Genomic DNA, 15860 nt, shown 5'->3' with positions numbered 1-15860 from the left:
CTCTAGCCACTTCGCGGGGGTGTAAACCCTTGCCGTCCTGGCCCCGGATATAGTGCAGGATACCGTCTATAGCAGGGCCGTAAAGCTCTATGGCCCTGGGCGAAAGCTGTTGTTTGAGCGCCTCTCCCCAGGCGATTCCCTTGCGCCAGATGGGCGTCTGGATGTTGCCCGGCTCGATGATGGACACTTCGATCCCCCAAGGTGCCAGTTCCCGCCTGAGGGCATCGCCGATGGCCTCGAGGGCAAACTTCGAGGCGGCATAGGGCCCCATCAGGGGTGCGGCCACCCGCCCACTAATGGAGCTCATCAGCACCACCCGCCCCCGGGCTTCCCGGAGCAGGGGCAAAAAAGCCTGGGTCACCGCCACCTGCCCGATTACGTTGACCTCGAGCACCCGCCGAAGCTCACCCAGGGGCACAAACTCGAGCGGCCCCGCCACCGCGATTCCGGCGTTGTTCACCAGGCCGTCGAGCCGGGGGGCCTGGCGGCCCACAAACTGCGCCGCCTCCCTTATTGAAGCCTCGTCGGTCACATCCAGCAAAACCGGCCTGAGGGCGCCTCTGGACTTTTGTTGCAGGGCCTCGGCATCGGCCATTGTGCGTACGCTGGCAAAAACCCGGTAACCCCGTTTTTCCAGCCACAGGGCACAGGCCTCGCCGATGCCGGTCGAGGCCCCGGTCACCAGGACGGTCTTCATACCTCCTCCAGCACCACCACCGCCAGGGCATGGTGCTTTTCGTGCGAGAGCGAGAGGTGCGCCCGGAGCCCCTCCCCCATCTGGGCTTCGAGGCGGGGCGCAAAGCGCAGCATTGGTTTGCGCCCGGCCATCTCCACCCAGACCTCGAGCCAGCCAAAAGACTCGGGCCAGCACTTCTGAAAAGCCTCCTTGGCCGCGAAGCGAGCCGCCAGCGAGGGAACCGGGTCGGAGCGGGCCAGGCAGTACTCAATCTCGCAGGGGGCGAAGTGGCGCTTTAAGAAGCGCTCGGGGTGCCGCTGCCAGACCCGGCGCAGGCGCTCCAGCTCTACGAGGTCGGTGCCAATGGCCACGATGGACATCGGTTAGCATTGTAAGCGTTGTGTTGCCCAAAGCCTTCCTGACCCGCATGGCCGAGTTGCTCGGTGAGGATTTTCCCCAATTCCTGCAAGCCCTCACCGGCGCCGACCGCAGCTATGGCCTGCGGGTGAATACCCTCAAACTCTCCCCCGAACAGCTTTTGCACATAAGCCCCTGGAATCTGGAGCCCATCCCCTGGTCGCCGGAGGGCTTCTATTACCCCGCCGAGGCCCGCCCCGGCCCACATCCCTTCTTCTACGCCGGGCTTTATTACATCCAGGAGCCTTCGGCCCAGGCTGTTGGGGTGCTGGCCGACCCCCAGCCGGGGGAGCGGGTGCTGGACCTGGCCGCCGCGCCGGGCGGCAAAACCACCCACCTGGCCGCCCGCATGCAGGGCCGGGGCCTGCTGGTGTCCAACGAAGTGGATGGGGGGCGCCTCCCTGGGCTCCTGGAAAATGTAGAGCGCTGGGGGGCCGGCCTGGCGGTGGTCTCGGCCCCGGTTGAGAAACTGGCCCAGCACTGGGGGGCCTGCTTCGACCGGGTGGTGCTGGATGCGCCCTGCTCGGGCGAGGGGATGTTCCGCAAAGACCCCGAGGTGATTCGCCACTGGGGGCCGGGGGCTCCGGCGAGGGCCGCGCGGGTGCAGAAAAACCTGCTGGCGGCGGCGGGGGAGCTGGTGCGTCCGGGGGGGGTGCTGGTCTACTCTACCTGCACCTTTGCCCCCGAGGAAAACGAGCAGGTGGTGGCGGAGCTGCTGCGCCCAGGCTGGGCGCTCGAGGACGCCCGCCTCCACCCCGCCTTTGCCCCCGGCGTTCCGGCCTGGGGCAACGGCGACCCGGCGCTGGCCCGCACCGCCCGGCTGTGGCCCCACCAGCTGCGGGGCGAGGGGCATTTTCTGGCCAGGCTCCGCAAAACCGAGGGTAAGGAGCGCAACCCTCCCCTCGAGCGCGTCCCGCCCCTTTCGCGCGAGGTGCGGAGTCTGTGGCAGTCCTGGAGCGAGGCCAACCTGCGGGTGAAGCTCGAGGGGGAAATCCTCGAGCGCTCCGGACACCTCTATTTTCTGCCCGCCGGGCTGCCCAGCCTGGCCGGCATCCGGGCCCCCGCGCCGGGGCTGTACCTGGGCGAGGCCCGGGTGGGCAGGCGCACGGATGCGGGCCGGTTCCTGCCGGGGAAGCCCCTGGCCCACTTCTTGCGGCCAGAACAGGTTTACAAAACCTTCGCCCTGGCTACCGACGACCCTCGAGCCCTCCCGTTTGCCCTTGGGCAGCCTATTCCGGCGGAGGGCTCGGAGGGCTGGCATCTGGTCGTGCTTCAAACCGCGATTGGAAGCTTTAGCCTGGGCTGGGGGCGGCTCAAGGGCGGGGTGATGCGCCCGGGGAAGACCGGGCTGTGAAGCATCAGGGGGTTTTTCTGAGCCGGGCCTCCTCGACCAATCCTCGCACAGGGCAGCTGTGGAAGTGGAAACGGCAGGCCCCCCATGCGGGGCAGCGCTTCGCCTGCACACTTCGCAAACTGGGGGAGCGAAGGTAGGGCGCAGGGGTTTCGGGGGACGCATAGACCCACTGCCTACCCCCGACCGCCCACTCTCACCTGATGTTTACCTGAAAGTCGGATGTACGCTTGAATGCTGGAATGGTTGAGTTTTTGTGCTTATGCCGCGCTGGGTATTTGCGCAAACCGCCGGCCTCGCCAACAGGCCTACTCCTCTTCGGCCTCGAGCCTTTTCAAAAGCTCTTTGAGCTCGGCTTTTTGCCGGCCTTCCTCCATGCCGTCGGCCAGTTTTTCAATGGCCAGCCGAACCACCTCCGACTTGGAAACCAGTTGCTCGGGGCTGGAAAGCTCGTAGGCGAGCTTGGTCAGGAGGGCGTCCTGGTCATCGCTGATGACCACTTGCAGGCGTTTTTTCTCCTTTCTGGGCATAACCGATATACTTTGCAGCAGCACGAGTACGGTCACGGTGGAATACTCGCATGCGTTTATGACTGAAGTTTAGCACGTTACGTTTGTGCTTGACAATACGATTCCGACTTACTATGCTCATGGTGAGTATCATGTGTAACTTGTGCAAAGATACTCGATGGTAGCCAGGAGATGAACCCCGGTATGGATCGAACCCTCATTATTCGCGGTGGCGTTCCCCTCAGCGGTGAGCTCCGTATTTTTCCAGCCAAGAATTCCGCGCTCAAACTCATGGCGGCCAGCCTGCTCACGGCAGAACCCGTCACCCTGACCGAAGTACCCCGCCTGCGGGACATTGACGTTTTGCTCGAGCTTTTAGGGCACCTGGGCACCCGCCACGCCTGGGAAGGCCGCACCCTGCACCTGCACACCCCAGAAATCCTCTCCACCCACGCACCTTTCGAGCTGGTCAGCAAGATGCGGGCCAGCTTCAACGTGCTGGGTGCCCTGGCGGCCCGGGCCGGTGAGGGCACCGTGCCCCTGCCGGGCGGCTGCAACTTTGCCGAGCGCCCGGTGGATCAGCACATCAAGGCCCTGCGCGGCCTGGGCTTCGAGGTGACCACCGAGATTACCGAACAGGGCGTGGCCTACACCGCGCGACGGCGCAAGCCGGCCTCGGGCCGCGTGGTCTACGACCTGCCCACCCTGGGCGGCACCGAGCAAGCCCTGATGGCCGCTGCTTTGGGCGGCGAGGCGGTGCTGGTCAACACCCCCCAGGAACCCGAAATTGTGGACCTGTGCAACTTCCTGACCCAGATGGGCGCCCAGATCAGAGGCATCGGCAGCAGCATCCTGCACATCAAGGGCCAGCCCGAGCTGCGCGGGGTGCGCTATAGCATCATCCCCGACCGCATCGAGGCCGGCACCTACCTGTTTGCAGCCGCCGCCACCCGCGGTTCCATCACCCTCACCAATGTCGAGCCGTTCCACATGGACGCTGTCCTGGACAAGCTAATCCAGTCGGGCCACCGCATCACTACCGGCAAGGACTGGATTCGCCTGGAAGCCACGGTCCATCCCCAGCCCTTCAACGTCGAGGCCCGGGAGTATCCGGGCTTTATCACCGACCTGCAGCCCCCCGCCGCCGCCTACCTCGCCACCGTGCACGGCACCTCGCTGGTCTCCGACCGGGTCTATCCCGACCGCTTCACCCATGCCAGTGAGCTGGCCCGCATGGGGGCCGAGGTCATCCTGAAGGAGCGCACCCTGATGATTCAGGGGCGCCCTCTGACCGGAGCCGCCGTAGAGGCCCGGGACATCCGTGCGGGAGGCGGGCTGATCATCGCCGCCCTGGCCGCCGAGGGCGAGAGCCACATTTCCGGCATGCAGTACATCGAGCGCGGTTACGACGATATTGAAAACCGCCTTAAGAGCCTGGGGGCTCAGGTGGGTGTGCAGGTGCCCGAGCTGGCCCTGGCAGCGGACTAAACAACGTACAGGCTGTGAGCCGGGTTTTTCGCTTTGGGCGAACCCCGTTGCAGCTCTGGACTGACCTGGGAACTTTTTGCTCTGGCTGCGGGCATTCCGCCCAAGACCCGCATGGCGGGTGTCTCCGGTGCTCCCGGAGGTTTGACGTTTAGGCCCAGAAACCCTAGACTCAGGTGCTATGGATTTGCAGACCCTACAACACCGGCTCGAGGCCCTTCGGGGGTATCTTTGACATCGCCGGTAAAGAAGCCCGCCTGAGCGAACTCGAGCAGCAAATCAACGACCCCCACCTCTGGAACGACCCGGCCCACGCCCGCAAGGTTTCGCAGGAGTCGGCCCGGCTGCGCAAGGTGGTGGAGGGCTATAAGCGCCTGGAGTCCGACTTGCAGGGGCTTCTGGAGCTCTGGCCGGAGCTCGGTGCCGAAGAGCGGGAGCAGATGCAGCCCGAGCTCGAGCGGGCCGGACGCGAGCTCGAGGAGCTGTACCACCAGACCCTGCTCTCCTTCCCCTATGCCGAGAACGCCGCCATCGTGACCATCAAGCCCGGCGCGGGCGGCACCGAGGCCTGCGACTGGGCCCAGATGCTCTACCGCATGTACACCCGCTTTGCCGAGCGCCACGGTTTTACCCTGGAGCTAGTGGACCTGGAACCGGGGGCCGAGGCTGGCATTGATTATGCGCAGTTTATCGTGCGGGGCGAAAACGCCTTTGGGCTGATGTCCCCCGAAGCCGGGGTGCACCGCCTGGTGCGGCCCTCCCCCTTCAATGCGCAGGGCAAGCGCCAGACCAGTTTTGCGGCGGTAGAGGTCATGCCCGAAGTGGACGAATCGGTGGAGATTCAAATTGCCCCCGAAGACCTGCGCATTGACGTGATGCGCTCGCAGGGCAAGGGCGGCCAGGGGGTGAACACCACCGACTCGGCGGTGCGGGTCGTACACCTGCCCACCGGCATCATCGTGAAGTGCCAGGTAACCCGCAGCCAGCAAAAAAACAAGGAAATGGCCATGAATATCCTGCGCTCCAAGCTCTTCGAGATTGAATACAAGAAAAAACAAGAAGAGCTGGCCCGACTTCGCGGCGAAGCCCGCCCCATCGAGTGGGGCAGCCAGATTCGCAGTTACGTGCTGGACAAGCAGTACATCAAAGACCACCGCACCGGCGAGATGCGCCACGACCCCGAGAACGTGCTGGACGGCGATTTGGAAAGCCTAATCTGGGCTGGGCTGGAGTGGAAGGCCGGGCGCAGAGAGACGGTCTCGAGCGCCGAGGACGAGTAGAAAAGCGGGCCTGCACCGCGTTCTTGCCCTATCGCACAAGGGCCTTTAGAACCACACCCACCCGGCGAGCGAATCCAGTCGCCCAGCCTGGACTCACTCGACCTGGCTGAAAGGGCCAGGTGGCTGGCCCTTCCCAAAACCAGCAAAGGTTTTGTCCAACCACCCTCAGCTTACCGCGCTCTTCACAGACGTGGCCGCCCACGAAAACGAGAAGGGACAAGTGTCTGCGTTGTGCCTGGGCCGGGACGCATGTTTTCGAGTTTCCAGGCGGCCACTGTTCTGTTCAGAATGAGGCGTTCTCGAACTCGAATGGCTCATAACGTGTGAAGAGCACTCTAGGGTTCAAATAAACAGCCCGCAAAGCTTTTGGATTGGCCGACTGCCTTTTTGAAGAACAACTACTGCGCGGGCGTGGCCTTGAGCCGCTCCACCACCGCCCGGTCTTCTAGGGTGCTGGTGTCGCCCTTGATCTCCTCGCCCGAGGCCACCTGCCGCAGCAGGCGGCGCATAATCTTGCCCGAGCGGGTCTTGGGCAGGGCATCGGTCAGGCGAATCTCGTCGGGGCGGGCAATCGCGCCGATGGCCTTGACCACATGCGCCTTGAGTTCCTGGGCCAGCTCGGGGCTTGGGGTCTGGCCGGTTTTGAGGGTCACAAAGGCCACAATACCCTCCCCCTTGATGGGGTCGGGGCGGCCCACCACCGCGGCCTCGGCCACCGCAGGGTGCGAGACCAGCGCGCTCTCCACCTCCATGGTGCCCAGGCGGTGACCCGAAACGTTGAGCACGTCGTCCACCCGGCCCAGAATCAGGTGGTAGCCGTCGGCGTCGCGGCGGGCCCCGTCGCCGGTGAAGTAGTTGCCGGGGTACTGGGCGAAATACTGCCGCTCGAAGCGCTCGGGGTCGCCCCAGACGGTGCGGAGCATGGAGGGCCAGGGTTTCTGGATGATCAGGTGGCCTCCCTCGTCGGGGTTGGTCACCGGCTGGCCGGTGGTGTCCACGATTTCCGGCTTAACCCCAAAGAAGGGCTTGCCGGCATGGCCGGGCTTCATGGGGTGTACCCCCGGCAGGGTGGTAATCATGATGCCGCCGGTCTCGGTCTGCCACCAGGTGTCCACGATGGGGCATCGCTCCTTGCCGATGACCCGGTAGTACCACAGCCAGGCCTCGGGGTTGATGGGCTCCCCCACCGAGCCTAAGAGGCGCAGGCTGCTGAGGTTGTATTTGAGCGGCCACTGCTCACCCCACTTCATGAAGGCGCGAATGGCCGTGGGCGCGGTGTAGAGGATGCTCACGCTGTATTTTTCAATGATGTTCCAGATGCGGCCCTCGTCCGGGGCGTTGGGGGCCCCCTCGTACATGAGGGTGGTGGCCCCGTTCTGCAAGAGGCCGTAGACCACGTAGCTGTGGCCGGTAATCCAGCCCACATCGGCGGTGCAGAAGTAGGTGTCGGTGTCTTTCAGGTCGAAGATGTACTGGGCGGTGAGGTAGGTGTAGACCGAGTAGCCCCCGGTGGTGTGCAGCACCCCTTTGGGCTTGCCGGTAGAACCCGAGGTATAGAGGATAAAGAGCGGGTCTTCGGCATCCATAGGCTCGGGCGGGCAGTCGGGGGAGGCGTTCGCCATGAGCTCGTGGTACCAGTGGTCGCGGCCCGGCTCCATGTGCACCTCGTTGCCGCAGCGCCGAACCACCACCACGTTTTCGATGGAGCCGGCATCGGCTAGGGCTTCGTCGCTGTTGGCCTTGAGCGGCACCACATTGCCCCGCCGCCAGCCGCCATCGGCGGTGATGAGCACCTTGGCCTGGGCATCGTTGATGCGGTCGGCTAAGGCCGAGGCCGAGAAACCCCCAAACACCACCGAGTGCACCGCCCCGATGCGGGCGCAGGCCAGCATGGCGATGGCGGCTTCGGCAATCATGGGCAGGTAGATGGTGACCCGGTCGCCCTTCTGTACCCCCAGGCCCTTGAGCACGTTGGCGAACTTGCTCACCTCGCGGTGGAGCTGCTGGTAGGTCAGGATGCGCGAGTCGCCCGGCTCGCCCTCGAAGATGATGGCGGCCTTGTTGCCACGGGTCGCCAGGTGCCGATCCAGGCAGTTGTAGGAGAGGTTAAGCTGGCCGCCAATGAACCACTTGGCGTTGGGGGGGTTCCACTCGAGCACCTTCTCCCAGGGTTTGAACCAGTGTAGCTCGGCGGCTATCCGGCTCCAGAACTGCTCGGGCTGCTCGAGGCTCTCACGGTAGAGCGCCTCGTACACTTCGCGCTGGTTAATTCTGGCCGAACGCCTGAACGCTTCGGAGGGTTCAAAGACCCGGTCTTCCTTCAAAACGGCCTCGATTTTTTCCATAGCATCCCTTTCAAGCAAAAAAACCAAACCCGACGGCGGACACGATGAGCCTTTTTAGGGTGAGCATAGGCTCTGAAGCATATCCCGTCAAGAAAAAACGCGGTTCGGAAAATGTAGGAATTTGTCGGTTACTTGACAGTTGGCTTACGGGTCGCCACAATAGCGCCAGTTACATTTCACAAGGAATCCGCTGGCGTTCTTTGGCTTGCGTCGTTCGAAAAGTATGGCTCAGAGTCGCAAACTTACCACCGTTCAGGCCGCGCTGCGGGTCTTGGCCTACCTGGCCCAGCACCCCGAAGGCGTCGAGGCCCCTCAGCTTGCGGCATTTCTGGGGAAAAGCCTGTCCACGGCCTACGCACTGTTGGCCAGCCTGGTTTCGGAAGGTTTCGCCGAGCGTGAAGGCAGCACCTACCGGCTCTCCAAGAACGCGCTGGCCCCAAGCCGGGCCCCGCTGGCCGAGCCTGAGAAGCTATCCGATGCGCTCGAGGAGCTGTATCTACGCACCCGTGAGCGCACCTACCTGGCCCTGCTCACCCCCGAGGGCAAGCTGCGCCTGACCACCCGAGGACGGCAAGGCCTGCCCAAGCTGGCAGGGGTAGACGACCAGATCACCGAGGGCTTCCACGCCCTGGCCATGGGCAAGGCGGTGCTGGCTTTTCTGGAGGCCGGAGCCCAGGCCATCCATTTGCAAAACCTCAAGACGTACACCCACCTCACCATCACCGACCCCCTGACCCTCGAGGAAGAGCTGGCCAAGGTACGCCAGCTGGGCTTTGCGGTGGAAATTGAAGAGCACACCGACGGCATCTCGGGGCTGGCCGCCCCCATCTTTGGCCAGGACGGGCAGGTGATGGGGGCGTTTGGGGTGGTGGTGCCCTCGAGGCGCTTTCCCTATGCCTTTACCCGCCTGGTTCAGGCGGTGCAGGAGGTGGCCCGGGCCGCCTCGAGCCATCCCAGGGTCGAACCGACCCCGCCCCCCGAACCAGAAGGGCTTCCGCCCCACGAGCCTTTGTACCTGGGCTCCTCGGCGGAGGAAGAGGCCGTCTGGCCGCCCAAAACCCTGGTGCAAAATGCAAACCTGCGGGACTATGCGGCTGAGTATCGCCGGAGCCTCGAGCAGCCCGAGCAGTTTTGGGCCGAGTGGGCCACGCGCTTTCACTGGTTCCAGCCCTGGAAGCAGGTGCAGGAAATCAAGCTGCCCTATCACCGCTGGTTTGTGGGCGCCACGACCAACCTCGCCTACAACGCCCTGGACCGCCACGCCGACAGCCCCCGCCGCAACCAGCTGGCCCTGATTGCGCTGGCGGGGGACGGCACCGTACATAAGCTCACCTACCGCGAGCTGCGCGACCTGTCCGCCCGTCTGGCCGGAGGGCTGCTCTCGCTGGGGATTCAACCGGGCGACCGGGTGGCGGTGTACATGCCCACCGGCCTGGAGATGGCCCTGACCTTTCTGGCCTGTGCCCGCATCGGGGCGGTGCACGTGGCCATTCCGGCGGGCCTGAGCAGTCAAACCCTGCGCGAACGGCTCCAGGACACCAATGCCCGCCTGCTGGTGGCCGCCGACCGGATGTACCAGGGCGGGCGCACCCTTTCCTTCACCAACCTGATTGAGGAAGCCACCCAGGGTCTGGAGGTGCCGGTGCTGTGGTACAGCCGCAGCGGTAGCGCCCGGCCCCTCGAGTTCTGGGACCTCATCGAAGCCCACCGCCCCACCACAAAGGCACTGCCCGTCGAGAGCGAACACCCGCTTTTTATTCTTTATACCTCGGGCTCCACCGGCAAACCCAAAGGGGTGGTGCACGTGCACGGGGGCTACATGGTGGGCATCACCTACCACCTGCGCACCCTTTTCGACCTCAAGGAGGGCGAAATCTCCTGGGCCACCGCCGACCTCTCCTGGATTGTGGGGCACAGCTACGGCCTGTATGCGCCGCTCCTGGAAGGGCTGACCACGGTGCTCAGGGCCGAGCGGCTGGACTACCCCGACCCCAGCGGCTTCTACGAAACCCTGGAAGACTGCGGGGTGAACGTACTCATCATCAGCCCTACCTGGCTGCGGGCCCTGCGCAAGCACGGCGATGAGTGGGCCAAGAATGCCCAGCTCCGCGACCTTCGCCTGGTTGCTAGCGTGGGCGAGTACCTGGCCCCCGAGGTCTGGCACTGGGCAGCCCAGAACCTGGCCCACGTGGTGGACCACTGGTGGCAGACCGAGACCGGCGGGCCCTGCCTCTCCACGCCGGTTTGTATGCCGGCCAAGCCCGGCAAGGCCGGTTTCCCATTGCCCGGGGTCAAGATGCAGGTGGTTGATGCGCAAGGGCGTGAGCTGCCGCCCGGGCAGAAGGGGCACCTGGTCATCTGCAAGCCTTTCCCCCATTTCATGCGCACCTTCTGGAACAACCCGGAGCGCTACGCCGAGCAATGGAACCGCATTCCGGGCTGCTACGCCACCGGCGACATTGCAGTGCGCGACAGCGAGGGCTACATCGCCCTGCTGGGCCGCTCGGACGACGTCATCAAGGCCGGCGAGCTCCGCATTGGCACGGCAGAAATTGAGGGGGCCATGCTTTCCCACCCGGCGGTGGCCGAGGCGGCTGCGGTAGGGGTTGCCAATCCGGAAATGGGCGAGATTATCAAGGTTTACGTGGTGCTCAAAACCCGCGAGGCCAGCCCCCAGGTGCGCGAGATTCTGGCCGCCAAGCTCTCGAGCCACCTGCGCCGGCAGCTCGGAAGCCTGAGCCTGCCCACCGAGGTCGAGATTATGGACCAGCTGCCGCGAACCAAGAGCGGCAAAATCCTTCGCCGCCTGCTCAAGGCCCAGGAGCAAGGGGCCGACCCAGGCGACCTCTCCACACTGGAGCCATGAGGGTAGATTTGAGGGCTAGCCCGCTTGTTGGGAGGGCCTCCGGGGTCGGTGCAGGCCTGGCCTTGTCCTGCGCTGGCTTCGGCATAGCTTTGCCAACCTGCCGACGCTGCCGACGAGGATTGGGCTGCCCATAATCACGAACGGCCCGCATTTGTCCCTTACCCCCTTTGTGAAGATGAACCCCAGGAGGCCCCGATGGAGCTCGAGCAACTGCTGAAAACCAAGGTCAGCTACCAAGCCCCCGCCGCCCAGCAACAAGCCGCCAATGTCCCCGACTTTGGGGCGGAGTACGCCCGCAGCCTGCAAGACCCCGAAGCCTTCTGGGGCGAGCAGGCCCGGCAGTTTCACTGGTTCCGGCCCTTCGACCGGGTGCTGGAGTGGAATTTCCCCGACCATCGCTGGTTTCTGGGCGGCCAGACCAACATCACCTATAACGCCCTCGACCGCCATGCCAAAGGCTCCAGGCGCAACCAGGTGGCCCTTTTGTACCTGGGGGAGGACGGCAGCGAGCAAAAGCTCACCTACGGCGAGTTGCTGGACCGGGTTTCGCGTCTGGCCACCGGGCTCATGCACCTGGGGGTACAGAAAGGGGATCGGGTCATCATCTACATGCCGCTCACGCTGGAAGGCGTCATGGCCATGCTGGCCTGCGCCCGCATTGGGGCCATCCACTCGGTGGTGTACGCCGGTTTGGGGGTTTCGGCGCTGCGCGAGCGCATTATGGACGCCGGGGCCAGGCTGGTGATTGCCGGGGATGTGAGCTACCGGCGGGGCAAGCCGGTTGACCTCGAGTCCATCGTGCTTCAGGCCATCGAGGACCTGGACGTGCAAACGGTCTGGTTCTGCCGCAGCAAAGCAGCTCCCGAGGGACCCCGCTTCCACGACTTCAACCGGTTGCTCTGGTCGCATAAACCCGAAGCCGAAGCCGTTCCACTGGACAGCGAACACCCGCTCTTCATCCTCTACACTTCAGGCTCTACCGGCAAGCCCAAAGGGGTGGTGCACGTGCACGGGGGCTACATGGTGGGCACCGCCTACCACCTGCGCTCGTTTTTCGACGTTAAGGAGACCGATGTCTTCTGGGCCACCTCGGACATCGGCTGGATTGTGGGGCACAGTTATATCGTGTATGCGCCGCTGCTCCTGGGCATCACGAGCGTTCTACGGGAGGGCGCGCCCGACTACCCCAGCCCGGCTGCCCTCTGGCAAGCGGTGGAGCGCTACCGGGTGAATGTGATGTTCACCGCGCCTACCGCCGTCCGCATGTTCATGAAGTTTGGCCCTGAGTGGCCCGCCCAGCACGACCTCTCCTCGCTCCGCTTTATCGGCGTGGCGGGCGAACCCTTGAACCCCGAGGCCTGGCAGTGGGCTGTGGAGCACCTCATGGACGGAGGACGGCGCGGTTTTGTGGCCGACAACTGGTGGCAGACCGAGCTGGGCGGCCCCACCCTGGGTACGCCCCTGACCCTGCCGGGCAAGCCCGGCTTGGTGGGGGTGCCCCTTCCCGGCGTGGAGGCCACGGTAGTGGATGCCGAGGGCCACGAGGTAGCGCCGGGAACCGGGGGCTTGCTGGCCCTTAAGCGCCCTTTCCCCCACATGATGCGCACGGTTTGGGGCAACCACGCCCGCTATACCCAGTACTGGACAGAAATACCTGGGAACGTGTATGCCGCCGGCGATGTGGCCAGCCGGACTGCCGAGGGCTACTTCGCCGTGCTGGGCCGCGCCGACGACGTGCTCAACGTGGCCGGTCACCGCATCGGCACGGCGGATGTGGAAAGTGCGCTGGTCTCCCATCCTGCGGTGGCCGAGGCCGCCGTGATTGGCGTGCCCGACCCAATTAAGGGGGAGAACATCAAGGCCTTTGTGGTGCTGCGGGTCGGGCGTGAAAAAACCGAGGCCCTCAAAACCGAGATTGTGCAGCACGTGCGCCTCGAGCTCGGCCCCATCGCCACCCCCGGCGAGCTGGTCTTTCTGGACAAGCTGCCCAAAACCCGCAGTGGAAAAATTCTTCGGCGCTTGCTCAAAGCCCAGGAAATGGGGCGCGACCCGGGCGACTTGAGCACGCTGGAAGAGTAGTTTACATTCATAAGCTAATCTTATAGGTTCATCTAAAAGCCCTCGAACACTCATCAAACATCAATTCGCTTCATCTTGGCATTGAGCAGATCGAATGACGGTCAAGTCCAATACCCATGTAGCTGGCAGTTCACAGAGCTGTTTGTGCAGCGCCGGTATATCCCGTTATGCATATTGGTAACCTGGTTGCAAGCGCTCTCATATGCCAAATAATTGCGTCGGTTTTCGCATATATCTATAATCCTCAAATAACTTGCCAGGACACAATTACGGTGTTAGATTCATGGCGCAAGTCTGAAAAGCGCTGAAGCGACCACCCCAACGGTACCGGTGGCCGGACTTGTGTTACATGGAGGAAGGCATGGACAAAGCAAAGGCCGAGGCGTACTGGAAGGCCAACATCAACCTGATCCGTAACCTGCTCATCGTGTGGGCGGTGGTCTCTTACGGGTTCGGGATTGTGTTGGTGCAGGCTCTCAACAACATAAAACTGGGCTCCCTGCCGCTGGGATTCTGGTTTGCACACCAGGGGGCCATCATCATCTTCGTCATCCTGATTTTTGTGTACGTGGCGCAGATGAACAAAATAGACCAGCAGTTCGACGTGCACGAGTAGGAGGCAACTGAATGAGCGTTGAACTTTGGACCTGGATCGTTGTGCTGCTCACCTTCGGGCTTTACATCGGCATCGGCATCTGGGCTCGAGTGCGCGAGACCGAAGGCTTTTACGTGGCCGGTCGCGGAGTTCCCCCCATTGCCAACGGCATGGCCACCGCTGCCGACTGGATGAGCGCGGCCAGCTTTATCTCGATGGCGGGCCTGATCTCCACCCTGGGTTACGACGGCACCATCTATCTGATGGGCTGGACCGGCGGTTACGTGCTGCTTGCCCTGCTGCTGGCCCCCTACCTGCGTAAGTTCGGCAAGTTCACCGTGCCGGACTTTGTGGGCGACCGGTACTACTCCCAAACCGCCCGCGTGGTTGCGGTGGTGGCGGCGGTTTTCGTCTCGTTCGTGTATGTAATTCCCCAGCTGGTGGGGGTGGGCACGGTCTTTGCCCGCTATCTACAGGTGCCCAACACCACCGGGCTCTGGATTGGCGTGGCGGTCACGGCTATGTTCGCAGTGATCGGGGGGATGAAGGGCATCACCTGGACCCAGGCGGCCCAGTACACGGTGCTCATCATCGCGTACCTGATTCCAGCCTTCGCCATTGCCAGCATCCTGACCGGAAACCCTATCCCGCAACTGGCCCTGACCTTCAGCGACATTACCGAGCGGCTCAACAAAATTCAGGTAGACCTCGGGTTTACCCAGTACACCCAGCCCTTCCAGAGCTTCGACATGCTGAACATTCTGCTGATTACAGCATGTCTGATGTTTGGCACGGCTGGGCTGCCGCACGTGATTATCCGCTTCTACACCGTGCCGACGGTTAAGGATGCCCGCGCCTCCGCTGGTTGGGCGCTGCTTTTTATCGCCCTGCTGTACACCACCGCCCCTGCCGTATCGGTTTTTGCCCGCTACAACCTGATCGAAACCCTCAACGGCAAAAGCCTCAAGGAGGTTCGCGAGATAAACTGGGTGGCCAAGTGGGAGAAGACCAAACTGCTGCAATTTGTGGACAAGGACGGCGACGGCAAGATCACCGTGGCGCCGGGGCGGGCCTTTAATCTGATTCCGGGCACCAACCGGCCCGACTTCAACAGCCCCAACGAGAAGAGCAAGAACGAGGTCTTCATCAACAACGACATCATCGTGCTGTCCACGCCAGAGGTCGCCAAGCTCGCCCCCATCATCATTGCCCTGGTCGCGGCGGGCGGCCTGGCAGCCGCGCTCTCCACGGCTTCCGGCCTTCTGATTGTGATCTCTTCGGCGCTCTCCCACGACCTTTACTACCGCATCATCAACCCCAAAGCCACCGAGGGGCAGCGCCTGCTGATTGCCCGCGTGGGCATTCTGCTGGCCGTGCTGGTGGCCGGGTACTTTGGCCAGAACCCACCGGGTTTCATTGCCCAGCTGGTGGCCTTTGCCTTTGGCCTGGCCGCGAGTAGTTTCTTCCCGGCCATTCTGCTGGGGGTCTTCGACAAACGTACCACCCGCGAAGGGGCCATCGCCGGGATGGTGGTGGGCCTGGTCTTCACCGCCACCTACATCATCGGAACCAGCTATTTTGGCATGCCCCGCTGGTTCTTCAACGTGAGCCCCGAGGGCATCGGCACGGTGGGCATGGTGCTCAACTTCCTGATTACCTACTTCGTGTCCCGCATGACCCCCGAACCCCCCAAGGATGTCCAGGAGCTGGTGGAGTCGGTGCGGATTCCACGCGGCGCCAAGGACGCGCACTACCACTAAGCAACCCCAGGGGTGGGCTACAGCCCACCCCCCTGCTTTTAGTATGATTGCGTATGGCCGCTCAAAATTCTCCGGCAACCCCACAAAACAATAATGTGTATGTTCCCCCCAACCTGACGCTGCGGGTTTTTAGGCTTTTGGTCGGCATCTCCGCCTTTTTGTTCCTGTTTTATGTGGTGGGGCACTACCTGACCGGCTGGCCCTTCCCCACCCCTTTCGACCTGTTGCGCATCGCCTCGGCGGTGGTGCTGGGCGGGCTGCTGGGGCTGGTGTTTTCCCGCTTCTGGCCGCTACCGGCCAAGCCGGGCCTCGAGCGCATTTTTCGAATCTTTTTTTTGTTGCTGCCCGCGCTGGTGTTTGGTTATGCATTGCAGGTGTTTTCCGGCGCGAACCAGGCCTTGAGCCTGATCCTGCCCCTTTCGGCCTGGCTTGGCTCTGGCCTGATTGTCCGTCTGCCGGAAGAGGGGCAAAACTCCCCGGCCAAGTCGGCAAAATAG

12 protein-coding genes are annotated in these 15860 nt (G+C 63.4%); 8 read left to right on the top strand and 4 right to left on the bottom strand.

Going from position 1 to position 15860, the window contains the following annotated elements; genetic code table 11:
• Window positions 1-697, bottom strand: a 697-nt coding sequence (locus tag NZN28_RS02115; protein ID WP_295395119.1) for an SDR family oxidoreductase, incomplete at its 3' end; no start/stop codon positions are given.
• Window positions 694-1056 carry a holo-ACP synthase gene (gene acpS / locus NZN28_RS02110; protein ID WP_295395118.1) on the bottom strand — a complete coding sequence of 121 codons (363 nt, stop codon included), beginning with the start codon at window positions 1054-1056 and terminating at the stop codon, window positions 694-696. The genes acpS and NZN28_RS02115, both read right to left, overlap by 4 nt.
• 20 nt (window positions 1057-1076) lie before the next feature.
• On the opposite strand from acpS, the gene rsmF reads away from it, so the two are divergent.
• Window positions 1077-2447, top strand: coding sequence for a 16S rRNA (cytosine(1407)-C(5))-methyltransferase RsmF (gene rsmF, locus NZN28_RS02105; protein ID WP_295395117.1), 1371 nt, complete (start codon window positions 1077-1079; stop codon window positions 2445-2447).
• A gap of 305 nt (window positions 2448-2752) precedes the next feature.
• Here the strand turns inward: rsmF and NZN28_RS02100 are convergent, their stop codons facing one another.
• Window positions 2753-2974 carry a transcriptional regulator gene (locus NZN28_RS02100; RefSeq protein WP_295395121.1) on the bottom strand — a complete coding sequence of 74 codons (222 nt, stop codon included), beginning with the start codon at window positions 2972-2974 and terminating at the stop codon, window positions 2753-2755.
• A 183-nt stretch (window positions 2975-3157) separates the two neighbouring features.
• On the opposite strand from NZN28_RS02100, the gene murA reads away from it, so the two are divergent.
• Window positions 3158-4441, top strand: coding sequence for a UDP-N-acetylglucosamine 1-carboxyvinyltransferase (murA, locus tag NZN28_RS02095; protein WP_295395116.1), 1284 nt, complete (start codon window positions 3158-3160; stop codon window positions 4439-4441).
• Between the two features lie 178 nt (window positions 4442-4619).
• Window positions 4620-5718, top strand: a protein-coding gene (gene prfB / locus NZN28_RS02090) for a peptide chain release factor 2 (RefSeq protein WP_295395115.1) whose coding sequence is annotated in 2 segments (ribosomal slippage) — window positions 4620-4670 and window positions 4672-5718 — 1098 coding nt in all. Because the reading frame shifts where the segments join, the coding sequence is not laid out codon by codon here.
• A gap of 398 nt (window positions 5719-6116) precedes the next feature.
• On the opposite strand, the gene acs (NZN28_RS02085) is transcribed toward prfB, so the two are convergent.
• Window positions 6117-8063, bottom strand: a complete 1947-nt coding sequence (gene acs, locus NZN28_RS02085; RefSeq protein ID WP_295395114.1) for an acetate--CoA ligase — start codon at window positions 8061-8063, stop codon at window positions 6117-6119.
• Between the two features lie 223 nt (window positions 8064-8286).
• Between acs (NZN28_RS02085) and NZN28_RS02080 the strand changes: the two genes are divergently transcribed.
• The 5 genes from NZN28_RS02080 to NZN28_RS02060 all read left to right on the top strand — a co-directional run bounded on the left by NZN28_RS02080 (window position 8287) and on the right by NZN28_RS02060 (window position 15860).
• Window positions 8287-10929 carry an AMP-binding protein gene (locus tag NZN28_RS02080; protein ID WP_295395113.1) on the top strand — a complete coding sequence of 881 codons (2643 nt, stop codon included), beginning with the start codon at window positions 8287-8289 and terminating at the stop codon, window positions 10927-10929.
• A gap of 195 nt (window positions 10930-11124) precedes the next feature.
• Complete coding sequence (gene acs, locus NZN28_RS02075) at window positions 11125-13008, top strand: acetate--CoA ligase (RefSeq protein WP_295395112.1); 1884 nt, start codon at window positions 11125-11127, stop codon at window positions 13006-13008.
• Between the two features lie 361 nt (window positions 13009-13369).
• Window positions 13370-13624, top strand: a complete 255-nt coding sequence (locus tag NZN28_RS02070; protein ID WP_295395111.1) for a DUF4212 domain-containing protein — start codon at window positions 13370-13372, stop codon at window positions 13622-13624.
• An 11-nt stretch (window positions 13625-13635) separates the two neighbouring features.
• Window positions 13636-15363 carry a sodium:solute symporter family protein gene (locus NZN28_RS02065; protein WP_295395110.1) on the top strand — a complete coding sequence of 576 codons (1728 nt, stop codon included), beginning with the start codon at window positions 13636-13638 and terminating at the stop codon, window positions 15361-15363.
• 95 nt (window positions 15364-15458) lie between these two features.
• Window positions 15459-15860 carry a hypothetical protein gene (locus NZN28_RS02060; protein ID WP_295395109.1) on the top strand — a complete coding sequence of 134 codons (402 nt, stop codon included), beginning with the start codon at window positions 15459-15461 and terminating at the stop codon, window positions 15858-15860.

The sequence above is a fragment of the Meiothermus sp. genome (assembly GCF_025056915.1).
Taxonomy (GTDB): domain Bacteria; phylum Deinococcota; class Deinococci; order Deinococcales; family Thermaceae; genus Meiothermus.
The sequence above is the reverse complement of the archived record's forward strand: the minus strand, read 5'-3'. Positions and strand labels throughout refer to the sequence as shown.

Coding starts and splice junctions, on each gene's coding strand:
- acpS (WP_295395118.1), bottom strand. CDS start 1,056: ATGTCCATCGTGGCCATTGGCACCGACCTCGTAGAGCTGGAGCGCCTG.
- murA (WP_295395116.1), top strand. CDS start 3,158: ATGGATCGAACCCTCATTATTCGCGGTGGCGTTCCCCTCAGCGGTGAG.
- acs (WP_295395114.1), bottom strand. CDS start 8,063: ATGGAAAAAATCGAGGCCGTTTTGAAGGAAGACCGGGTCTTTGAACCC.
- NZN28_RS02080 (WP_295395113.1), top strand. CDS start 8,287: ATGGCTCAGAGTCGCAAACTTACCACCGTTCAGGCCGCGCTGCGGGTC.
- NZN28_RS02070 (WP_295395111.1), top strand. CDS start 13,370: ATGGACAAAGCAAAGGCCGAGGCGTACTGGAAGGCCAACATCAACCTG.
- acs (WP_295395112.1), top strand. CDS start 11,125: ATGGAGCTCGAGCAACTGCTGAAAACCAAGGTCAGCTACCAAGCCCCC.
- NZN28_RS02065 (WP_295395110.1), top strand. CDS start 13,636: ATGAGCGTTGAACTTTGGACCTGGATCGTTGTGCTGCTCACCTTCGGG.
- NZN28_RS02100 (WP_295395121.1), bottom strand. CDS start 2,974: ATGCCCAGAAAGGAGAAAAAACGCCTGCAAGTGGTCATCAGCGATGAC.